This window comes from Arthrobacter sp. EpRS71 (genome assembly GCF_001512285.1).
GTDB lineage: Bacteria > Actinomycetota > Actinomycetes > Actinomycetales > Micrococcaceae > Arthrobacter.
In genome coordinates this window covers 67,195-86,312 of sequence record NZ_LNUV01000002.1, presented here as the reverse complement: position 1 = coordinate 86,312, position 19,118 = coordinate 67,195, and the positions used below count along the sequence as shown (strand labels likewise).

Genomic DNA, 19,118 nt, shown 5'->3' with positions numbered 1-19,118 from the left:
TGTCAGCATGGCAGTTGTTTCAGTCAGGGCGTCCACAGCTACACCTTCAGGTAACGCCGAAGGGTCAACAGTGAAGAGATACCAGCCAGCCCGGCGCCGAGTGCCACCAGCACCGGCGCGATCACCAAGACCTGAGTGGAAGAGATGAACGGGGTATTCAGGAATTGCCTCGACAAATCACCGTTGAGCCAGAAGTGCGCCATGAGCCAGAGCGTGACGGAGGCAAGGAGCGCCCCCACAACGGCGGCAATGACACCTTCGAGGATGAACGGCAACTGGATCACCATCTTTGACGCTCCCACCAAACGCATGATTCCCGTCTCTCGCCGTCGGCTGAACGCCGACAACCTGATGGTGGTGGTGATCAGCAGGACCGCGCAGAAGATCATCACCGCCGCGACACCTATGGCCGCAACTGAGGCCCCGTTCATCCAGGAAAAGATACGTTCCAGCACCTGCCGTTGATCGCTGACCGTTTCAACACCTGGCTGCGAGGAAAACGTCTCGCTGATGATCTCGTACTTCTCAGGGTTCTTCATGTTGATCCGGAAGGAAGCCGGGAGCTGGTCTTCAGAAACGGAATCCACAATCGGCGAATTGGAGAACTGCTCCTTGAAATGCTTGTACGCCTCGGCTTGGGATTCAAACTGGAAATCGTTGATGTACGGTTTGACCGCCGGAGATTCAAGCATCGCCTGAAGGTTCGCCTGCTGTTCCTTGGTGGCCGAACCCGAAGCACAGCCGACCGCCGTCGAACCGTCATTGCAGAGGAAGACGGCCACTTGGACTTTGTCGTACCAGAAGCCCTTCATCTGATTGATCTGCATCTGCAGCATTCCTGCCGCACCGACGAACGTCAGGGAAACAAAAGTTACCAGGACCACGGAAATTACCATGGAGAGGTTTCGGCGCAGCCCACTGCCAATTTCCCCCAGGATGAACAAGAGCCTCACAGCTGTGCCCCCTGCGCGCGGTTGAGTTCCTCGCCGCTGGCATCCCTCAAGCGGCGCGACTCCCCAACTACCGGAATCATCGAGGTGTACAGGGCCTTCGCTTCGTCGCGAATAACCTTGCCGTTCTTGAGTTCCACCACGCGGCGGCGCATCTCGTTGACGATGTCGTCGTCGTGGGTTGCCATGACAACAGTGGTCCCGTTCTGGTTGATTTTGTCCAGGACTCCCATGATTCCCATCGAGGTGATGGGGTCCAGGTTTCCGGTCGGTTCGTCGGCCAGCAAAATGCCAGGGCGGTTTACGACGGCGCGCGCGATCGCCACGCGCTGCTGTTCGCCACCGGAAAGTTCATGGGGCATACGGCGTTCTTTGCCCTCCAAGCCAACGGTCTTCAAGACCTCCGGCACTGTCTCCCGAATAATCGAGCGGCTCTTTCCAATCACCTGCATGGCAAAAGCCACATTCGCGAAAACATTCTTCTGCGGGAGCAACCGGAAGTCCTGGAAGACAACGCCGATTCCACGCCGGAGCTTCGGCACACGCCAGCTCGATATGTTGGCAACGTTCTGGCCAGCAACGTACACGGAACCGGACGAGGCTTTGTCCTCTTTCAGGATCAACCGAAGGAAGGTGGACTTACCTGAGCCTGAGGCACCCACCAGGAAGGTGAATTCGCCGCGGTTGATCTCAAGGCTCACAGAATCGAGTGCCGGTCGGGCATTCTGCTCGTAGACCTTGGTGACATTCTCAAATCTGATCATGGCCCTTTAGAACCCCGCCGGACATGACGTAGCCGCCCAGTCCAACAGCCGGAGCACGGGCTTTCGATGGGGGAAGTGAGAGCACCGGCCACTCGACTATACGCACGAGTGAGCCGTGATTCCGCAGCTTTCACAGGCGTGTCGCAGAATCCGAAGCATCACGTGGCCCAAGTCACGCTTTACGTCTCCTAGTTGGCTGCTGCGTTTCGGTTGCCCGTACGCCAGCGAATACCGGCGTCGATGAAGTCATCAATTTCTCCGTCAAGAACCGCCGAAGTGTTGCCCACTTCGTGTTCCGTACGCAGGTCCTTGACCATTTGGTAGGGGTTGAGAACGTAGGAACGCATTTGATCGCCCCAGGACGCCTTAACGTCTCCGGCAAGAGCTTTCTTTTCCGCGTCCTGCTGTTCCTTCTTAACCAGCAGCAATCGCGACTGGAGGACCCGCATGGCGGCGGCCCGGTTTTGAAGCTGGGATTTCTCGTTCTGCATGGAGACCACAATGCCCGTCGGGATGTGCGTCAACCGTACGGCGGAGTCAGTGGTGTTGACGGACTGACCACCCGGACCTGAGGAACGGAAGACGTCCACACGGATCTCGTTATCCGGAATGTCGATCGAGTCTGTCTGCTCGATCAACGGGATGACTTCAACTGCGGCGAAGGACGTTTGGCGGCGCCCCTGATTATCGAAGGGACTGATGCGGACCAGTCGGTGCGTGCCGGCCTCGACACTCAACGTGCCGAAGGCGTAGGGTGCTTTCACTTCGAACGTGGCGGATTTCAGGCCCGCTTCTTCAGCATAGGACGTGTCCATAACAGTGGTGGGATAGCCGTGGCGTTCCGCCCACCGGAGGTACATCCTCATCAGCATCTCGGCGAAATCAGCAGCATCGACGCCACCGGCTCCCGCCCTGATGGTGACAACAGCCTCGCGTTCGTCATACTCCCCTGACAAGAGGGTGGTTATTTCAAGGTCCGCAAGAGCCTTGCGGATGGACGAAAGTTCCTTGGCGGCTTCCGCCATGGAATCCTCATCGCCCTCGTCCTGGCCGAGTTCCACCAGGACTTCGAGGTCGTCAATCCGGGAATCAAGTTTGGAGAGGCGCTCAACTTCAGACTGCCTGTGCGACAAACGCGAGGTGATTACTTGCGCGGAAGCAGGATCGTCCCAAAGGTCCGGGGCCCCGGCCTGCTCGCTCAGCTCAGCGATCTCAGCCTTGAGGGCTTCGACATCGGTGACGTTTTCGATGGAGCTGTACGTTGCTCGAAGTGCGCGGATTTCCGCGGGAAAATCAATTTCAGCCATGGTCATCCCAGCGTACGCTATCCGTTGCACTCTCTGACGGCTCCCCCAAGCTGTGCCCGAGGGTTGGCTCCCTGCCGTGCGGATCATTCCTGGGTCAGCCGGGATCGGGCCGTTGCCTTCGCCTCTATCAGAATCCCATCGGGCAACAGAAAACTGATCACGGGAGGGTGCGCCACGGCGGTGAGGACTACAACCGCCGTCCCGCCGGGCTCGCTTCCTGTACCTCCCGCGACAGCCAGGTCCTGGTGCCGTGAAAAAGCCTGGCTGGCCTCGAGGTACGAGGATGTTGCCGCCAGCACTCTCCCATCCACCAAGGAAGTAGCAGGAATACTGCCTCGCCCGATATCCCCCACAGTGTAGGAGTCCGCGGCCGCGAGCGCCGCTCCGTCGGCCAAGGACAGCAGCTTCTTATGCTCCAAGTACACGGCTGAAGCAGCCATCACCACGGAAGCGAGCAGGAGGGACAAGAGCACGAAGCCCACGATGAGAACGGTTATTTGACCCTCTTCCCGTGGATTGTTTCCTGACAAGACCGCCGTCACTGGTAACGCCCCACGACCTGCGATGCCGAAGCACTCACCCGGATTGCCTCCAACTGCAGCGAGTCCCCGAACGGCATCAAAGGCAACGAAACATCCAGATTCACCGTCACGGTCACCGTTGTACCGGCCGATGAACAACCCGCTCGATCACAATCAATCGATACGGTGGCAAGTTCGGGTGAATGACCATAGTCCTTCAGGGCAACAAGCACGCTGCGCTCCGCAGCAATCCTCGCACTGTCCGGGTCCCCTTGAGCTACGAAGACCTTTGCGGCCTGATCCGCAGCGCCCACCACCGCAAACGACCCGCCTTGGATGTGGCCGACAGTCACCACGAAATAGACCACGGGGACCATGAGCAGCAATGCGAGGAATGTGAATTCCACGACGGCGCTACCCTGCTGTGCTGCGGGATGTGCAGAGCTACCAGCAGTGCTGCCAGAAGACCTGGCCGGCAAACACAGGGCCTCCCGCACCCTGCGCCGGAACGCGGTCACCCGTTCCTTGGACGGCTCATCCCGGAAGATCCGCATGCCCTTTGACCTCCAGTAGCTCACCAGGACCGATCAGGCCAACAACCGGCAACGGGGCCCTCACCGTCACTTCCAGGGTTCGGATCCCATCAATGGTGATTTCCGTCGACGTGATGTCACGCGCGAAATCACTGTTCAACGCACCACCGATCAACTCAGCAGTCCTCGTCCGGGCATCATTGAGCGTGCGGTCCGATAACGCTCCATACCGTGCTCCGGAAGCAGCTGCATCGATGAGTGTGTTCCGAACATGCAGGACCACCATGAGTTGAACAATCGACATAAAGAACACGGTCAGCAGTGCACTGACCAACACGAAGTCGACAACCGCTGATCCACGCTCGTTCACGGTTGCCACTGGCTTTGAGTGAGGCCGGTCGTGGCCGATCCATGCATGGTTCTTCATCCCATGCCTACTTGCCCACCTTGCTCATGGCCTGATTGAAGAGGTCGGTCAGCGCCGGTGTGGCGATGGCAAGAAGTCCTGCCACGAGAATCGCGGACATGAGTGTGATCATCACCCAACCAGGCACATCGCCACGCTCGGGGCCGTCGTGTGCGGGCAACGCCCTCCGGGCCACAACAAACAACCAGACAGAGCAGCAGAGCTGGATGGAGACAACGGACGGTTTAATTGAAATTCGTTTCATGGTTTTCCCCAATTTTTTGAGTAGTTGCTGACTTGACATGACTTCTTGGAGGGCGGCCATGGCGGATGGCGCCATGGGTGTTAAAGGCTCATTTCCAAGGCGGCGATGGCAGGGAAAGCGGCAAACACAACGGTCAGTGGAAGCACCCCGAAGACGAGCGGAACCATCATGGCAATCTCTTTTCGGCCCGCAGACTCCATGAGGTCCCGCTGTGCGGCATCGCGAACGTCCGCTGCCTGCGCCCGAAGAACGTCTGCCAAGGGAGTCCCGCGCTCCACAGCCACCACCAGACCGTCGATGAACCTGACCAAGGGCGGAAGTTCAGCCCTTGCGGAGAAGGCCTGGAGCGCTTCCGTCAGCGGCCTGCCGGATCGGGCATCCGCAAGGATGGTGGCGAACTCCCCGGAGAGCTCACCCTGGGAACTCCGGCTCACCCTGTCCATCGCGCCCATGGCACTCTCCCCCGCAGCAACCGCGAGCGCCATCAGCTCCGCGAGGCTGGGAAACTCAGACAACATCCTTGACTCCCGCCGTTTGATGGTCTGCCCCAGGAGATTGTCACGAAGTAAGTAGCCGCCCAGTGCGCTGCCGATGACAGCGATGCATGACACGGCCGGGCTGAAGCGGCCTGCGGTGGCGCCGGCTGCAACCACCAGCACAGCAAGCACAAAAGCGACACCGGCCCACAGGAGCTGCTCGGCCCGAAAGTCCAGCGTCGATTTTGTTGAACCGGCACGGGCAAGCCGCTTCGCCAGGGCCGTGGACCCCACATTGAAGCGCGACATGGAGGTGATGGCATCGCGGATGAACGGTCTGAGGATTCGTTCCAACGGCCCAAACGGCGTGAGGTTGTGCGTGGGCCTGCGAAGAAGGCGCGATTCGAGATTCTGCGACTTCAACTGCGGTTCGATCCGATCGGAGAATCTCCGTCCCCGCATAAACGGGAGCCGCACCAGGATCAACCACCATCCGGCACCCAGAAACAGGCCGCACAGCACGGCGAAGGCGGTTGATGTGTTCATCCGAAAACCCGCTCATCCTCTGGCAAGGCGCCGACACGAAGCATCACGGAGTAGCAGAAAACAGAGACCAGGAGGCCTCCAAGCAACACCATGGCGCCAAGGCCGGAGTTGAAGGCCAGCATGGCCTCCGGCCGGCTGGCCATGACCACCAAAACTATCCAAGGCGCAGCGACAGCAAGCCGGGCGGCATTGATGGTCCACGACTGACGGGCTTCAAGCTCACTGCGCGTCCGCGCACTGTCCCGCAGGAAACCCGACAATGTTCCCAACATCCGACCGAGGTCGGAGCCACCTACTTCGCGGGTCATTCGCAAGGCCTCAATGATGCGGTCGGCCACGGGATCTGCAAGGCGTTCTTTGAGTTTGTTCACTGCGGCCTCAAAATTACCGGCGGCTCTGTAGTCGGCCCCGAAATCCAGGAACAGTTCCCTTAATTCTTCGGGCCCGTTGTGTCCCAGCTGGATCAGGGCCTCCGGCAGTGCGAGGCCGGCACGGATGGCCGAGCGCAAGTGGTCAACGACGTCCGGCCACAACTGCCGTAGCGCATTCCTGCGCTTTCGCGCCCGCCAACGCACAGTTGCAAAGGGAATCCAGGATCCGAAAAGTGCAAAACACAGGGCAACTGGCGGGGATCCTGTCAGCACATAGAACACCAGCAGCGCAAAAAGGCCGATACCGGCGCAGGTGAGAAGGAGCCCTGCACCGGAGACTTTCTCGATCCCAGCTGACATCAGGAGGAGGTCCAAGCGTCGGGGCCTCTTTCTTTTTGGCTCAGAAGGTGGCTGGACCCAGGCCGACCACCACACGAGGAATACTCCCAAACCACCGACGATCCCAAGGAGCGGCGCCATCAGTTCGACTCCAGGAGGGCAGCGACGTCGAAGCCTGCCCGGGCAAACTTGTCCGCTGCCGGCATGGAGTTGGCCCGTGGCTGTAGTTGGCCCGCAACCATTCCGAAAACACCCGAGGACTCGATGATCCCGCTCTCCACCCTGCGTCCCAGGGACAGGATCTCGGTCACTTGCCTGCGCCCGGTGGCATGGCGCCCGCAGTGCACTACGAGGTCAATGCAGGATGCGACGGTGGGCACTACGAAAGCACTCGAAATATTCGCCCCGGCCAGGAGCGGGAGGGTGCAGATCTTAGTGACGGCGTCGTGGGCGGAGTTAGCGTGCACAGTGCACATCCCGGGCAAGCCGGAATTCAGTGCAATGAGCATGTCGAGGCTTTCCGCTTCGCGAACCTCTCCCAGGATCAGACGGTCCGGACGCATCCGCAGCGCTTCCTTGACAAGACGCCGCAGGGGTATTTCGCCTTCACCTTCGAGATTGGGTTGGCGGCATTGCAATCCCACCACATCACGCAGGGGAAGCTGCAGTTCAAAGATTTCCTCAACCGTGATGACGCGTTCGCGCGATCCGATGCTCGAAGCCAGGCAATTCAACATGGTGGTCTTCCCCGCTTGGGTTGCCCCGGAGACCAGAATGTTAAGTCCGCTGGCTACCGATGCACCCAGGAATCTGGCGGCTTGGGGCGTCAGGCTCCCGAGCTCCACCAAATGTTCGAGCCGGCTTGCCCTCGCGATGAATTTCCTGATGTTGACAGCCCAGTGCTTCCTGGTGATGTCCGGGATAGCGACGTGCAGCCTTGACCCGTCCGGAAGGGCCGCGTCCACGAAGGGGGACGAGACATCCACGCGGCGCCCGGAACTCTTGAGCATCCTTTCCACGAGATCGCGCACTTGCTGCTCAGTGAGGCTGATGGCCGTCAGCTCGGATTCCCCGTTGCGAGCCACGTAGATTTCGTGCGGAGCGTTGATCCATACCTCTTCTACTGCCGGATCATCCAGGAGTGGTTGCAGTGGGCCAAATCCCGCCACCGCATCAAAGATGTGTTGCCGGGCCGCCTCCAGGTGTCCTAGCGAAGGCAGCGGCCCCAGCAGCGCACGTTCGTCGTAATCGTTGACTGCGGCGTCTACGAGGAGCCGCACGTCTTTGGCTTGTTCCAACGGATCCAATCCGCGGCGTCGGATGAGTTCCCGGACTTCACCTTCGACGATTTTTACAGCATCCACATCTCTCCCCGATGATCGCGAGCACGTAAACGAGAGGCGCATCTCGAGTTGTTCACGCTAGGCCAGCGAATTCAGTGCCTCAAGTCGCCGTGAAGCACATGTGGATAACTCTCACCATCAGTCACCTCAGTATCCTCAATCCCACTAGTCACTCCAGTCCCGGAATGTTAGGGTAAAGCCCGTTAGGAGCTGGCCTTTGGTCTCATGCGCAAGCGCCCGCCCCGGAGCTTGTCCGCAAGCCACACCATGCGCCGCTGAGCCGCGGTACAGGGCCTGATGTGAAAATGGAAATGAACTCTATGGACCCGGTCCGCCGCATCCCGCTGGCACGTGCGGCCTTGGCGCTGACTATCGCGTTGGTGGGAGGCAGTTGCCTCGGAGTACCGGCATGGGCCCAAGCCTCCGGCCCCCAACCTGCTCCAAGGTCGGATGTTCAGGAAACGTCGCCCTCACAGGGCCCCCGCCCGGCCGGAAATGGCCCCGGTTCAGGGACCCCCGGCAGCGAGTTGCCGAGTAATACGTCGGTGTCCAAGCAGCAAGAGCCGCTTCCCGCCGTCGGACCTTCACCAGCAGTTACTCCAGCGCCAACGTCAAAAGCCTCCGGTCAGTCAGCTACGCCAACGCCCCAGGCATCGCCTGGCACCGCACCCGATGCCGACGCCATGAAAGCGGCAATGCGGGCGGCTATTCCGGCCGGTGGTGCTGAGATGGGCCAGAGATCACCAAGAGTCTTGTCGGCAAAGCAACAGAGCGCCACTGCACCCCCATCAGGCACCAGAGCAGTCGGCGGTTCAGTGAATTCCGTGGTCCCCATGGCTGCCGACACGGGACACTGGCGCCCCACCATCGGCATCGCCGGACAGGACGTCAGCGCCCACCAAGGCAACGTCAACTGGCAAAGCCAATGGAACCAGGGTTCCCGATGGGCGTACGTCAAGGCGTCCGAGGGCAACTACTACCTCAATGAAAATTACACACAGCAGTACAACGGCTCCCGTAACGTAGGCATGGTCAGGGGCGCCTATCACTTCGCAATCCCCAACTGGTCCTCGGGTGCGGATCAAGCCAGATACTTCGTGGCCAACGGCGGCGGATGGACTGCCGACAGTTACACTCTTCCGCCTGTACTGGACATCGAATACAACCCCTACGCCGGACGCACCATCAACGGCTTCTACTTCGGCAACACCTGCTACGACATGTCCAAGGCCCAGCTCGGACAATGGGCGGCCGATTTTGGTAACACAGTCAAGGCCCTCACCGGCCGCTTCCCGGTCATCTACAGCACCACTGATTGGTGGAACACCTGTGTTGGGAACTCCACCTTCGGAAACTATCCGCTGTGGATCGCGTCCTACTGGAACAACCCCACGAACTCCCCGGGGGACATGCCTCTCAGTTGGGGCAATTACACCATGTGGCAGTACAGCAGCACCGGCCCCTTTGAAGGGGACTCGAACATCTTCAACGGCACCTATGACCAGCTGCGCACCTTTGCCCGCGGAGTCTCCCGCCCTTCCAGCCCCTCTATCCGGTCCGGGGCTGACGTGCTCGCTGCCATGCCATCAGGACGGCTGGACAACTTCCCGGCTGACGGACAGGGCCGCATCACAGGACCCGTAGCTATCGGCTCCGGTTGGGGAACTGCGCAATCCGTGCACGTCGTTGACTGGAACCAAGACGGGATCCAGGATGTTCTTGCCCAGTGGAAGGATGGCTCACTCCAAGTCTTCAGGGGGACGGCCGGCGGCGGTTTCCTCGCCCCCATACTTGTCGGAACTGGCTGGCAGGAAATGTCACTCACTGTTGGGTGGTGGAACTCCAGGGACGCATACCCGGGTGTTATCGGTCAGGATGGCAAAGGAAACCTCTACCGCTATGCGAATTCCGGCGCTGGTGCCCTCAGCGGAGGCGTGCTGATCGGGTCAGGATTCGGGGGGCACCAGTTCAACCAACTGGACTTCGACGGGGACGGAAACCAGGACATCGTCTCGAGAACGAGCGATGGCATCATGCGCCTTTACCGCTCCAACGGGGTGGGATCGTTCATCTCCGAACCGAGCCGGGTGATTGGCAACGGCTGGTCCGCTATGACGTCGATCAGCTCCGCAGCCGGTTTCAACGGCGCCGGTTCGCAAGGGCTTCAAGCCCGGGCGGCCAACGGCGACCTGTATTACTACCCGGCAGTGTCCGGGACCTGGGGCAACCGTTTCCTCATCGGCGTGGGATGGAATGACGCGAACGTCATCAGTGGCGCGCCCGTCGATGTTGAAACGACGCTCGGCGTGGACGCGCCAGACGTTGTGGCTGTTCGCCAAGACGGCAATCTGTACCGCTACCCGGGGTCAGGTTCCACCTCCTTGTTGCCCACCGAACTTATCGGTACTCAGTGGACCGGCCTGAAGGCAGGCTTCCTCACCGACTGGAACAACGACGGCGCCCTGGACATCCTCGCGCAATGGAGTGATGGGCGACTCAGCGTCTACCCCGGATTGAAAGGTCGCGGCTATGGGACTCCGATCAGTTTGGGAACCGGGTGGAAGGACTGGACGCTCACAGCCGGTAAGTGGAAGAAGTCCGATGCCCGGCCAAGCATTGTGGGATACGACCCCTCAGGTCGCCTGTTCCAGATCAGCAACCCGTCCGGCACTGGATTAGGAGCACGCGTTCAGATTGGTACGGGTTGGGCCGGATTGGACATCCTGCAGATGGACTTCGACAAGGACTCGAACATGGATCTCCTGGCAAAGAATGCTGCCGGCGATTTGATGCTCTACAGATCAAATGGCAGCGGAGCATTTGTGCAGGAACCAGCCGAGACCGTAGGAATCGGGTGGAACGTGATCAACAGCTTCGGATCCATCCGCGGATTCGCCGGAGCCGGATCGGCCGGAATTTTGGCGCGGACAAGCACCGGAGACCTGCGCTACTACCCCGTCGGACAGAACGGGAGCTGGGGTACTCCCACACGAGTCGGCACCGACTGGGGCGGCCTGAAAATCCTCGCCCCTGCCAGCTAGGCCCCGGCAAGCACAGCTCCCGAAATTCGCGAATGGGGACTGCACACTCTGAAAAGAAGTGTGCAGTCCCCATTCGCATTCAGAAAACTCTGCTAAGGAAACAAATAATGTTTCGAGCGGAGGACCGGGTCTAAATCACGGGGTTGCGTGATCTAATGAAGGTGGTCTCACGTATTGGCTGTTCAGCACATTCGGGAAACGGGCTTTGTTTGGGGGCAAACGAAGGTCACCACTGTGCACAATCAAGGAGTGATCTTTCATGGCGTTTACCGTTTCAACGGCCAAGGTCAGCATTTCGCCACCGCTTGACGTCAATCCCTACATGGCGGGATACGGGACCCTCGACGGCGGCCGGGAGGCCACCAGCAGCGCACCCTACGAATCACTATGGGTTCGTGCAATCGTGCTGTGGGAAAACGGCTCCCCCAACCTGATCATGAGCGTGGACATTCTTGCCCTGCCCAGGTCAATCCACCAGCGGGCACGGCAAAGGATCCTGGCGCTGGCGGGCTGGTCCAACGGCGATATCCTGATCCAGTCCACCCACACCCACAACGCACCGGCAGTCATCGACACCCTCCACCCGTTCATGTGCTACGGGTTGTCGGACTTGTCGATGGTGGAGACTTACAGTCAGCACTTGGAGAACGATCTCGTGGACGCTGCCAGTGAAGCGCTCAACGCCTCCCAAACCCCCGTCACGTTGGACTACAAGGTCACCTCAGCCAGCATCGCGTACAACAGGGTGGGACTGCCCTATCTCGAGAACACCGTTCCGGTCATCGTCGCGCGTAAGTCAAACGGCAACGCCGCCGCAGTTATTTTCAACTACGCTTGCCACCCTGTGGCGGCTGGCATGCGCACGCTATTCGACGGCGATTATCCCGCCGGGGCTTGCAATTACATTGAAAATACCAATCCGGAATGTTTTGCGTTGTTCCTCCAAGGAGCAGCCGGCGACCAGAACCCTATGGGGGTGCCGAGCTGGGAGTTGCGGGACGAGTACGCCACTAAACTGGGCGCTGCTGTTGACGTGGCCATGCAGACACCGGGGAGGTCCATTGGCAGCCCCCTCCAGACCAGCTACCAGGAAGTGAAGATTCCCCTGGACATCACGGCCACAGCCGGCAACATGGCCGCTGTTCGCGCCGCGTACGCATCCCGGCTCCCCAACCTGGACGGGAATCCCGCCTGGTACGGTCGCCATGCCCAGGTCATGATCGGGCGAATTGACAGCGGCAGCTACGAGACGTCGGTTGTCTGTCCTTTCCAAGTGTGGAAATTCGGGGGCAGCCCCCAACTGAGGATCGGAATCGTCGGTGGCGAGTTGGTGAGCGGCTACGCCGCCTATTTCCGGGCAAGGTTCGGCGGAGCCAACGGAGTTATCGTTGGCGGCTACGGAAACGAGTCCTGCTACTACGTGCCCAGCGCGCAGTTCCTTCCACCCTATTCCTCCGGGGGCAGCTATGAAGGCGGCTGGGACCCGGACCATCCGGGGATCGCGGGTGGTTCCATGACCGTATACGGACACATCGGGCACTTCCGGGGCGGAACGACGGGCGTGGAAGCGACTGTCATCAACACCCTGAATTCGATGTTCGCCTAACAAACATCATCGTCGAAGGCCTTGATCTCCGGAGCAGGGCCTTCGACGTTTGTTCAGCAACATTTGTAGCGGTATCGATACCCGATTTGCGGGCAAATCCATTGACCGGCACCCGGGTTCTGACAACCATGGAGGTGGAGGTCACCATGAGAACCTTGTACCCGGCCGCTGCGGCGCTGATACTGCTTCTTGCCGGATGCTCTGGCACAGCAACTCCCTCAACCACGGCGCCATCCCCTTCCTCCGCGTCGGCAAGTCCGACCACGACACCTTCGTCACCGGCAACGTCGGATCCCGGACCAACAACCCCCGGCAATGGCAGCGGGCAGGGCGCCGGTGCCCCCGATGATTCGGGCCGGTTCACGTACGTGTGCTCAAACCTCAACGAGGCTGTTCCAGAAGTGACCTACAGCAGTCTTGCTGAAGTTTGGGCTTCCACCGAATATGTCCGGTTGGCTACTTGCGCCGCCAGCTACGAAGGCCCCCTGCCCTTTGAACCGACCGAGGACGAGGCAAGAATCATCTCCATCGCAGAGCCCGGCATCACCCCCTCGGCCGGCCTCGACGCCTACTTAACGGCCCTGGCGCTGTGCACCCGTGTCAGCGACGATGCAGCGTCGGATCTCTTCGGACGCAGCAGCCGGCAGATGCTGCTAGCCGCCAGCGAGCTGTGCCCCAGGGCGCCGCAAGGAAGAATCATAGGACTCTGGGCGGCCGGTGAACGAGCCGGGGACGGTGAGTCTGCCGTGGCAAGCGGGGGCTTGGTTGCAGGTAAGTTCCATCTTCGGAAGACCCCGCCCGAGGGCTGCGCATGGTCAGTGTCGGCCGCTGACGGCAGCAAAAAGGCCAGCGGCGGAGCGACCGAAGGTCAATCCGGAATAATCCTTGAAGAAAAAGACGTCCTAACTAGTGACAAATGCGGAATTTGGGAGAAGATGGAGTAATGCAGCCGTAACGGCTGGGGCGAAAATCCAACTGCATGCGGAGCTGGGGAGCATCCGAATGAAGTGGGGATCCCTCGGTGGACATGCCAAGACGCGTCGTCGTCCAGCTTGGCCTAGCCGGTCTCGTTCTAACAGGCTGCTCGGTCAAGGTCGTTGAAAATGTTGAGCCATTCAAACTGGGCGTGACGAATGCCGGCGATGCCGACAAACCACGCGTCGAAAGACCTGAACCAGTAAAGCGCTACCAATTCGAGTGTCGCGGAGTCAATGGAAATCCGCTCATCATCTTGTCGAGCCTTGAAGAGGTTTGGGCAAACACTCAATACAAGAAATTCGCCGACGTCGTAGTGACTTACGTGGGCCCACAGCCCCAAGTATTAGTCGCGGAAGAAAATGCCGCGATAAATGTCGCCATGGAAGCCGGAGCCACAGGCACCCGCAATGACATTTGTCTTGCAATTATCAAAGCGTGCACAAGAAACAACCCGCCAACCATCAGTACCGCCCTGTATGGACTTGGCGGTGTTCCCATCGTTAAGGGAGCGCTAACGCTGGCGCCCATGGCACCACAGTCCGCAGTCCTGACCAAGTGGCTGAAGGAAGTGGCGTGATGGAACACCAAGCAACGCACGACGCCGGTTGGCGGCTTCGCGGACACAAGGTCATCACAGCATTGGCCGCGGTTGTCCTGACGGTCGCAGGCATGACAGCGGTGGTATCAAGCACCCCCGCCCACGCAGACCAACAGAAGCAAATCATAGGTATTGGGCTCACCAAGCCTGCGGGGACCGTACTGGACCCCATCGGCCGGATGTGGGTATCAGACAGCGTGGCCGGATTCTGCCGGATGTCCGAACCAGTCAACGGAAACGCAGGCACCATTGAGCTAGACACATGCCTGGGTGGGACCTCGCCCGATGCTGGGCCCGGGCCGAAGGTTCCGGGCGTCTCCATCGTGCTCGATCCGACACCTGGCTCCGTTGGCAGCGGTGATGAAACCGCCTTTATCCCGGACTCAGCTGTTGGGAGTTCCCATCTCGTACGGGCAGTGTGGAATCCGCCACAGGACCTCTTCGAGTACAGCAGCACACTGACGGTCCTCGACGGCGATGTCCGGCCTAACGCAGTGTCCGACGGTCCGGACGGCAACATCTATTTGTCGTTCGCCAATGCCCGCTCAATCATCAAGATTGTTGATCCGACCATCATGCACCCCAGCATTGAATCCATCGCATCGGTCACCACCCGTGCGCTGGGCCTGGTAGCAGCGGGCTGGGACAACAACGGACATGTCAGCGTGTACGTTCTGGAAAGCACTGGCCTTAGGGCATTCTCTGCCCCGGGAAACGGTGAAATGACAGACTACGTTCCGTTGACCTCTTATAACGTGGGTGTCGCGGCATCGATCTTCTACGACTACAACGCCCACGTTATCTATACGGGTACGAGCAGCGGCACCACGGCCGGCACAGACAAAGTGTCACGTCTCAACCTCAGCACCGGCGCCGTAGAGAACCAATGGGCGTTGGGATTCAGCAAGATTAGCGGACTGGGTATGCGGGGCGGTCAGCTCCTGGTCTTGGACGATCCGGGTCAGCTCGGCTCTACCCCGGGAACCGGCCGAGGCAGTATCAGCCTCTTGGGTGGCGCAGTGGCCAAAATTACTTCAGGTCCCACGCTGGCAAGTGGTGCACAGGCTCCCAACCCCGAGTTCACTAATGACACCACTCCGACGTTCGGCGTGGCTGCGGAGCCGGCCGGCACAGCTCTGGAGTGCTCCATGGGCGGAACGTGGACGGACTGCACTGGTGGAACCTACACGTCAGCTCCACTACTCAACGGACCGCAGACATTCTCTGTAAGGCCCGCCCCGGGCGGAGTTCCGGTTTCACGGACCTTCACGGTGGACACCGTTGCACCTGCTGCGCCTGTCTTCACTGCTCCAAACAGTGGCCAGGTGGTCAACGGCAAACCTGTCCTGGGAGCCACTTTCGAGCCAGGAACAATACTCAGCTGTTCAGTTGATTCAACGGCCGATGCTGCGTTCCAAGTTTGTGTGCCGGGTGATACTTTTACGCTCACCACAGCAGGTACCCACACTTTGCGGATCCGCAGCACTGACTCGGCCGGCAATGTCAGCTCCGCTGCCGCGCAAACAGTGACAGCTGATCTGACGGCCCCCCAGGTTGCCATCTCAGCTCCCGCCAGCGGAGCCACTGTAGGCGCCGGCTACCAGTTCCAGTTCAGCTCCACGTCCTCAGACCTAGCGGGGTTCCGTTGCCGGTTGGGAACCGATGCCTTTACCGCTTGCACCTCGCCTAAGGTCTATGCGGACATCGCGAACGGAGCAAAGAGGTTCGAAGTAGAGGCCCGGGATGGGGCAGGTAACACCACAGTTGCCGGCGTCAACTTCACGGTCTTTGTAGCTGACACCACTGCACCTACCGTGACAGCCAGTCCCGTAGGCGGAACGTATGGTCCTGCAACCAAGATCACACTGACCGCGAATGAGGCCGATGCCAAGATTTACTACACGGACAATGGCACAACTCCCACTGCGGCCAGTACGCTCTACACCGGTCCCATCACCATGGGAAGCAAGACCATCAAGTACATAGCCGTGGACGCAGCCAACAATGCTTCCTCCGCCCAGTCCCAGGTGTACGTTCTGGACAACGTGGCGCCAACGGTGACGGCGAATCCCTTGGGTGGAAAACTGACGCTGGGCCAAAAGGTCACTTTGACCACAGAATCCGGAGCGAAGATCTACTACACCACGGACAACTCCACTCCAACCGTTTCAAGTCCTTCCGGAACCACAACGGTGACAGTTACTCCGGCGGCCACCACCACGGTCAAGTACTTCGCCGTTGATGGTGCCGGAAACCAATCCGCAGTGGCCTCGCAGACATACACCTTGCCTGCTGCACCGACCAACACTTGGAAGGACTACAACTCCGATGCCAAGAATGACGTCCTCGCCAGGGATGCTGCCGGTACGTTGTGGCTTTACCCGGGCAATGGCACCGGCGGCTGGTTGGGCAAAGTCAACACCGGTACATCGTGGAATAACTACAACCTGATCGTCCCTACGCGGGACTTCAGCGGCGATGGACGAAGTGATGTCCTGGCCCGCGATACCGCCGGCCAGATCCTTCTCTTCAAAGGCAATGGCGCAGGCGGGTGGCAGCCTCCTGAGGTTGTCGGCTCCGGCTGGAGCGGCTTCACGGCGGTGACAGCACCGGGCGACTTCAGCGGAGACGGCAAATCCGATGTCCTGGCCCGGGATGCATCCGGCGTCCTGTGGCTCTACAAAGGTGACGGAACGGGGAAGTTCAGCGCTGGCCGGACTCAGGTCGGTGCGGGGTGGAACGTCATGAATGCCATCTTCAGCACCGGTGACTTCAACGGCGACTCGAAGACCGACATTCTGGCCCGTGACACGGGGGGCGCCTTGTGGCTCTACCCCGGTAACGGAAGCAGCGGGTGGGGCACCCGCTCCCAGATTGGCAGCGGGTGGAACGGCATGACCGCACTGCTCGGGCCCGGCGACTTCAACGGCAACGGCAAAGCCGATGTCCTCGCACGGGATGCCAGCGGCAATCTCTGGCTCTATCCCGGAAACGGTACCGGCGGCTGGCTGGCTTGGGGCCAAGTCGGCAACGGATGGCAAGGATTCACTTCACTCCCCTGATATGGGGCGAACCTGGCTTGCCGTTTTGAGGGGTGCATCGGAGAATATCCGGTGCACCCCTTTCGTCTGAATCCAGCGGTGAAGCCGTTGGCCTTCCGCAGAAGGCATTGCACGATGAACTAGACTGAGGGTTTGCAAGGATCTCGTGACACCAGCGTTGCGGGCTGCGGCTGGCGTCCAAGAATTCGTCGGCACGAACTACCGAGGAGAGTCTTGACTTTCGACCAGGCAGGCCAACCGGATCTCTCCGTTGTGATCCCGGTCTATAACGGAGAACGGATTTTGGCGGCTACAATGGCCCGTCTTTCCGGCTACTTGAACAGTGGCACCTCCGAGATCATCATCGTGGAGAACGGTTCTTCCGACAAAACATTCGAGGTAGCCCTCAAGAACGCAGTGGACACGCCCAACGTGACGTTCCAGGTTCTCCAGAGCCAAAAGGGCATGGGGAATGCGTACCGCAGGGGCATAGAGGCAAGCTCCGGACGCAGGGTACTCCTCACGGCGGACGACCTCCCTTTCGGTACTGACGATCTCGACGAAGACAAAAAACTCACCACCAAACCGCACGTTGTCATCGGTTCGAAAGCCCACAAGGACTCCGTCACCGAACGGAGTGCAATCCGGGGAATTACCACCTTCGGCTTCAAGACACTTCGACAGGTAATCCTCGGATCCAAAATCGGTGACTCCCAGGGAACCCTGATTGTTGACGGCGAATGGCTTCGAAGCATGGTTGACCGCTTTGACGATCCCGGGTTCCTCTTCAGCACCCAGGTCGTCTACGCCGCTGAAAAACAAGGCTTCAAGATCGTCGAAGTGCCCGTCACACTGGCACCCGACGACGAGCCGGGCGAAACCACCATCCGGACTGCCGACGTCGTTAAAATGTTCAAAGGACTGGTGGCTATGCGCCGCCGTCGGCGGGAGTTCGCAGCGTCACCCAGCACGGGAACGCACGCCTCATGACGGATTCAATCGCCGAAACACCGTCGAACGACAACGACACCAATCAGGAACAGCCGCCTGCAAAGACCACCAAGGCCAAGCTGGTCGACTTTGCACGTCGTGCGCTGGTGGTCATAGTTTTCGCCGCCGCTGTGTATTTCATTGCCGTCCAATGGCCACAAGTTCAGGCCACTGTTTTCGCCCTGCAGTGGTGGCAGGTTCTGCTGTCCCTGCTGGCACTCATCCCTGGTGTTCTTCTGGGGATGTTCATGTGGCGGGTGGTCATGGCAAGCCTGCTGAGATCAGTGGATATTGAACCCCAAGGTTTGGTGCTCAACCAGATTTACCTCGTCGGCCAAATTGGAAAGTATCTGCCAGGTTCCGTGTGGGCGTTCGTGCTGCAGATGGAGCTTGGCCGCAAAAACGGCATTGCGCGTGCGCAAGTCTTCGTTGCTTCCTTGGTGAGTACCGGAATCACCATTGGAGCGGCTCTGGTCGTTGGTGCTTCGGCCCTTCCGATCCTGGTCCAGCGTCAGCCCAATCTGCAGTGGTTGTACGTCATCCTCCCTGTGGTGATCCTGGCCATGAACCCGAACGTTGTGACCTTCCTGGTCAACATCGTCCTGCGGGTCTTCCGCCGCCCGCCGCTTCCCGAGCGTATCCAGGCCAACACCATGGTGAAGGCCTTCATCCTTGGCGTCCTGATGTACCTGTGCTTTGGCCTGCACCTGTGGATCCTCGTGGGCCACGAAGCCACTTTGGACCTCGCAACTTTCCTGGTCCTCACTGGTGCGTTGGCTCTTGGCATGACGCTGGGAGTCCTGGCATTCCTGCTTCCTGCCGGCGTTGGCGCCCGCGAGGCCATCCTCATCCTTGCCCTGGCCGGAATGATGAGTGCCGGAGCTGCGACGGCGATTGCAGCCTTGTCACGCATCATGTTCACAATCGCCGACCTGCTGTGCGTCGGTATCGCTTTTGTTCACTTCCGGTGGCGTCAACAATCCGCCTCCAAAACCCCCGCGGACTCCACTTCCGAGGTCAAATAGCGGGTGCCGGATGCCCGG

17 protein-coding genes are annotated in these 19,118 nt (G+C 59.9%); 7 read left to right on the top strand and 10 right to left on the bottom strand.

Going from position 1 to position 19,118, the window contains the following annotated elements; translation table 11 throughout:
* Positions 1 to 38 precede the first annotated feature (38 nt).
* From ftsX to AR689_RS02310, 10 genes are all read right to left on the bottom strand, one after another.
* Positions 39 to 953, bottom strand: coding sequence for a permease-like cell division protein FtsX (gene ftsX, locus AR689_RS02355; protein ID WP_024817336.1), 915 nt, complete (start codon positions 951 to 953; stop codon positions 39 to 41).
* Positions 950 to 1,714: a cell division ATP-binding protein FtsE gene (gene ftsE / locus AR689_RS02350; RefSeq protein ID WP_017198501.1), complete on the bottom strand. Its 765-nt coding sequence runs from the start codon at positions 1,712 to 1,714 to the stop codon at positions 950 to 952. Before ftsE ends, ftsX begins: the two co-directional genes overlap by 4 nt.
* 188 nt (positions 1,715 to 1,902) lie before the next feature.
* The gene (gene prfB, locus AR689_RS02345; protein ID WP_062066567.1) at positions 1,903 to 3,021 is read right to left on the bottom strand and encodes a peptide chain release factor 2; all 1,119 of its coding nucleotides are present in this window, start codon (positions 3,019 to 3,021) and stop codon (positions 1,903 to 1,905) included.
* Between the two features lie 83 nt (positions 3,022 to 3,104).
* A complete protein-coding gene (locus AR689_RS02340) occupies positions 3,105 to 3,563 on the bottom strand; it encodes a pilus assembly protein TadG-related protein (protein ID WP_082697752.1) in 459 nt (152 codons plus the stop codon).
* Complete coding sequence (locus AR689_RS23495) at positions 3,560 to 3,949, bottom strand: hypothetical protein (RefSeq protein WP_502685997.1); 390 nt, start codon at positions 3,947 to 3,949, stop codon at positions 3,560 to 3,562. The genes AR689_RS02340 and AR689_RS23495 overlap by 4 nt, the downstream gene beginning before the upstream one ends.
* Before the next feature lie 127 nt (positions 3,950 to 4,076).
* Positions 4,077 to 4,502 carry a TadE family protein gene (locus tag AR689_RS02330; protein ID WP_062066253.1) on the bottom strand — a complete coding sequence of 142 codons (426 nt, stop codon included), beginning with the start codon at positions 4,500 to 4,502 and terminating at the stop codon, positions 4,077 to 4,079.
* A gap of 7 nt (positions 4,503 to 4,509) precedes the next feature.
* The gene (locus AR689_RS02325) at positions 4,510 to 4,746 is read right to left on the bottom strand and encodes a hypothetical protein (protein WP_062066560.1); all 237 of its coding nucleotides are present in this window, start codon (positions 4,744 to 4,746) and stop codon (positions 4,510 to 4,512) included.
* Positions 4,747 to 4,826: 80 nt separating this feature from the next.
* The gene (locus tag AR689_RS02320; protein ID WP_062066250.1) at positions 4,827 to 5,768 is read right to left on the bottom strand and encodes a type II secretion system F family protein; all 942 of its coding nucleotides are present in this window, start codon (positions 5,766 to 5,768) and stop codon (positions 4,827 to 4,829) included.
* Complete coding sequence (locus AR689_RS02315; RefSeq protein WP_062066247.1) at positions 5,765 to 6,619, bottom strand: type II secretion system F family protein; 855 nt, start codon at positions 6,617 to 6,619, stop codon at positions 5,765 to 5,767. Before AR689_RS02315 ends, AR689_RS02320 begins: the two co-directional genes overlap by 4 nt.
* Positions 6,619 to 7,842: a TadA family conjugal transfer-associated ATPase gene (locus tag AR689_RS02310; protein ID WP_062066243.1), complete on the bottom strand. Its 1,224-nt coding sequence runs from the start codon at positions 7,840 to 7,842 to the stop codon at positions 6,619 to 6,621. The genes AR689_RS02315 and AR689_RS02310 overlap by 1 nt, the downstream gene beginning before the upstream one ends.
* A 290-nt stretch (positions 7,843 to 8,132) precedes the next feature.
* On the opposite strand from AR689_RS02310, the gene AR689_RS02305 reads away from it, so the two are divergent.
* The 7 genes from AR689_RS02305 to AR689_RS02275 all read left to right on the top strand — a co-directional run bounded on the left by AR689_RS02305 (position 8,133) and on the right by AR689_RS02275 (position 19,100).
* Positions 8,133 to 10,862: a GH25 family lysozyme gene (locus tag AR689_RS02305; RefSeq protein ID WP_231745416.1), complete on the top strand. Its 2,730-nt coding sequence runs from the start codon at positions 8,133 to 8,135 to the stop codon at positions 10,860 to 10,862.
* Positions 10,863 to 11,121: 259 nt separating this feature from the next.
* The gene (locus tag AR689_RS02300; protein ID WP_062066240.1) at positions 11,122 to 12,468 is read left to right on the top strand and encodes a hypothetical protein; all 1,347 of its coding nucleotides are present in this window, start codon (positions 11,122 to 11,124) and stop codon (positions 12,466 to 12,468) included.
* Positions 12,469 to 12,614: 146 nt separating this feature from the next.
* Positions 12,615 to 13,412: a hypothetical protein gene (locus tag AR689_RS02295; protein ID WP_231745415.1), complete on the top strand. Its 798-nt coding sequence runs from the start codon at positions 12,615 to 12,617 to the stop codon at positions 13,410 to 13,412.
* A gap of 83 nt (positions 13,413 to 13,495) precedes the next feature.
* Positions 13,496 to 14,023, top strand: coding sequence for a hypothetical protein (locus tag AR689_RS02290; RefSeq protein ID WP_062066557.1), 528 nt, complete (start codon positions 13,496 to 13,498; stop codon positions 14,021 to 14,023).
* Positions 14,023 to 17,106: a chitobiase/beta-hexosaminidase C-terminal domain-containing protein gene (locus AR689_RS02285; RefSeq protein ID WP_062066232.1), complete on the top strand. Its 3,084-nt coding sequence runs from the start codon at positions 14,023 to 14,025 to the stop codon at positions 17,104 to 17,106. Before AR689_RS02290 ends, AR689_RS02285 begins: the two co-directional genes overlap by 1 nt.
* Positions 17,107 to 17,319: 213 nt before the next feature.
* Positions 17,320 to 18,075, top strand: coding sequence for a glycosyltransferase (locus AR689_RS02280; RefSeq protein ID WP_231745414.1), 756 nt, complete (start codon positions 17,320 to 17,322; stop codon positions 18,073 to 18,075).
* Positions 18,072 to 19,100, top strand: a complete 1,029-nt coding sequence (locus AR689_RS02275) for a lysylphosphatidylglycerol synthase domain-containing protein (protein WP_062066226.1) — start codon at positions 18,072 to 18,074, stop codon at positions 19,098 to 19,100. The genes AR689_RS02280 and AR689_RS02275 overlap by 4 nt, the downstream gene beginning before the upstream one ends.
* The last annotated feature ends 18 nt before the right edge of the window (positions 19,101 to 19,118 follow it).